This window comes from Microcoleus sp. Pol7_A1, assembly GCF_036701085.1.
Lineage (GTDB): Bacteria > Cyanobacteriota > Cyanobacteriia > Cyanobacteriales > Microcoleaceae > Microcoleus > Microcoleus asticus.
In genome coordinates this window covers 1-3,309 of the sequence record NZ_JAUBQD010000077.1, presented here as the reverse complement: position 1 = coordinate 3,309, position 3,309 = coordinate 1, and the positions used below count along the sequence as shown (strand labels likewise).

2 protein-coding genes are annotated in these 3,309 nt (G+C 40.5%); both read right to left on the bottom strand.

Going from position 1 to position 3,309, the window contains the following annotated elements:
• The coding region (locus QUA20_RS27920) for an AAA-like domain-containing protein (RefSeq protein WP_333193152.1) at positions 1-1,928 on the bottom strand (1,928 nt) is incomplete at its 3' end.
• 89 nt (positions 1,929-2,017) lie between these two features.
• On the bottom strand, positions 2,018-3,309 hold a 1,292-nt coding region (locus QUA20_RS27915), incomplete at its 5' end, for an AAA-like domain-containing protein (protein WP_333193151.1).

Sequence of the window (3,309 nt, the reverse complement as noted above, 5' to 3'; positions counted from 1 at the left end):
GTGAGGGTTTTGATTTCTGTTTGGGTTTGCAGGTTCCACAGTTTAATGGTTTTGTCAGAGCTAGCAGAAGCCAATGTCTTAGCATCGGGACTAAATACGACGCTATAGACCTCATTGCTATGCCCAGTGAGGGTTTTAATCTCTGTTTGGGTTTGCAGGTTCCACAGTTTGATGGTGTTGTCATCGCTAGCAGAAGCCAATATCTTGCCATCTCGACTAAATGCGACGCTATTAACACTTTTGCTATGCCTTTGCAAACTATTGCGCTCTTTTACTTGGGAAACTGCTTGTTGCAGTACAACCATCACTTGTTCTTTGATTGTAGTGTCGGCGGAAGCATCTAGTTGTTTGAATGTTTGCCCTGCTTTTAATGCTTCCAGCAGTGCTTGAAATGTCTGTCCCGAATGAAATGATTCATTAGAAAAAGCACTTTCCTGGATGGTATTGGCTAAAATCTTAGCTTGAGTGACTTGATAACTAGCAAACACAGATACTCCAGTTGCCACTAACATAGCCGCCCCAGCAAAAACCGAAGTCACAGTCCTAATCTTTAATGCCTTTTCCTGTGCCTTGGTTAGGGTCTGATTCGCTTCAGTCAAAATTTGATTAGCTTGTCTCTGAGCTTCAAATTTTCGTTCAAATTCCCGTTGTTGTAATTCCCGACTGGCATTTAAAAAATGATAATCAAAATCGCTCAAACTTTTACCGGCTGCCCAAGTTTGAGCATCTTGCAACGCCTGACCCCGCAACAGTCGCGATTCATCTTGGCAATCAGAATCTTCCCAAGCGTTAAAACTTTCGCTGTAGGGGCGGAGATTCGCTAATTGTTTTTCTACCCAATCAGCATTAAAAACACATTTATAAATTTGGTTATAAACTTTAAGTTTACCAGATTGCTTAACTACCAAACCTGTTAATCGGAGTTCCATTTGTTCGGGAGTATCATCAGCCGCTATCTCATTTTGTTGCAAAATTTGCTGATAGAGGCCCAGCAACCGACTAGCAAGTTTTTTGCTATGTAAGATGCGATCTCGAATCGTCTTCAGATGCTCTGGTTCATCCTGCTCTTCCCAATTTTGAATCACCTTTTGTCGTACTATATTCGCTACCAAATTGGCATAAGTTTCAATAGGATCGGTATTGAGATTAACTCGAAGTAATTTACAAACTTTCTGCGTTAAAAATGGTTGTCCACCTGTCCAATATAATACGGCTTCTAGCAACGCCTGAGCATTTTCTGCTTGAGTTTCTAACCCAACTGCCAAAGGTTGTGCTTCTGTTAATTGAAAACCCGTTAACTCAATAGCCCGCCCGATATTAAAGGGAGTGCGAAGGTAATTACTAATTAAATCGGAAGGTGTTGATACTCCAATCAAAGCAAAAGTTAGGCGGTTATATTCTGGTTGATCTGCACGCTGGTTAAAACAATCGCGAATAACTGCAAAAAAGTCATCTATATCAAACGCTAAAGCCAAAACGCTATCAATTTCATCAATAAAAATTACGATATTTTTATCGATAAATTCTAGCAATATCTCTCTAATAAAAGTGCTGAAACGTTGAACAGGAGACAGCAATTTGTTACTTGTCCACCATTCGTAAGAATCAAAAAGATCGTACAATTCAAAACTATTTACCAGGGAGTCAATAATTCCAAAATACCACTCTTGAGGAGTAATATCTGACGTGCCAATTGACGTGATATCAACAGCAGCACAGGCAAATCCTTCTTGCTGCAATCTCGCCATTGTCTGCACTCGCAAGCTAGATTTCCCCATCTGTCGCGAGTTGAGGACGTAACAAAACTCTCCCGCCTTTAATCCTTCATAAAAATCTCGGTCAGCTTGTCTCCTAACATAAGTAGGCGCATCAATCGGTAAGCTACCACCAACTTGATATTCGTAATTTAGATCGGGTTTGTCATTCATTAACGAACTCCCAAAAATTAAATTATTTAAAAAAGTACGTTGTTGCGCTTTAGCGCCAGATTTAGCGCTAAAGCGCAACAACGTACAAATTAATGAACTCCCAAGCGGTCTTTAAAATATAGGCGGCAGAGATTGCACAGAGGAATCACATCATTACCTCGCAACTTCACTAAACCCCTACTGCGAAGTTTAAACGCTAGCTCGGCTTCTAATCGTACCGGAACCGAACTAGCAATTACTTGTTTCATTGCTGCTTCCAAATTTGGATCGGCAGTGAGATGAATTAAATGATGACGTAAATGATCGCCGTAAATTCCTTCTTCAGTCGGTGCACTTTGTAAAAATTCCTCTAAGGTTAAACAACCGCGAGCAATTTCATAAAGGGCTTTTCTTAACAGATAAGGATGCCCGTCTACCATTCCAATCAGTTGTTCTATCTGACTGGCAGACCAATTCAGTTGATGTTTTTGTACTAACTCTACAATTTGTTGATGGTTAAATTCTGGTAACTCAATTGATAAACCTACATTAAATGGCGACTGGTTGATGTTGAGGGGAATATAAACTTCTTTGGAATGGGAAATTACTAAACGCAGTTTTTTCCAAGCAGGTTCGTTTTTTCCTTTTTCATGCCACGCCCGCAGTAAACCAAAGAATTCCTGCGCTACTTGGGGATATTGAAAAACTCGATCAACTTCATCCAATCCTAACGTTAATGGTGTAGTAATTGTTGCTAACAGGTAGCGCTGAAAATAGTTGCCGCATTTTTGTTTGCTACCCATCCCTTGTTTCCAATAGTCTGCTACTCGATCTTCTAAATTTAGTTGATTAGTAATATCAACACAAAGCCATTGCAACAACTGATCGAGATTGCTAATAAAATTACCATCAGCAGATTGAAAGTTTAAATAGGCAGTTTGATGTCCCTGTTCTCTTGAATAGTATAAAATGCGCTGTAATAAAGAAGTCTTCCCCATTTTGCGGGGTGATTTCACTCGGATCAAAGCGCCAGGTTTAGCAATAGTTTGGTAGCAGTCCGATTCGATGGGAGGACGATCGATATATAGGGGGGAATCGAAACTAACAGAACCTTCTGGGTTATCTAAATTGGAGAGAGAAACGGCAGGCGAGACTAGCGATTGCGCATTTGCCACCGCAGAGGACGACTCCTCAAGTATATTGTCAATAGCAGGAAAGATCGCTAGTTCTGCTGTCTCTAAGTCAGCAAAATCTGACTTCTTCTTTAAAACTGGAGTGAGTTCTTCCGGGATACCTGCCATACTGATGCTAACGCAGCCTGACTTAGAGACCTCCACAAAAAAAATTATCCAACAGCTATGTGGGTTTAGCGAAAATTTCCACAAACCATTTTTGAAGATTG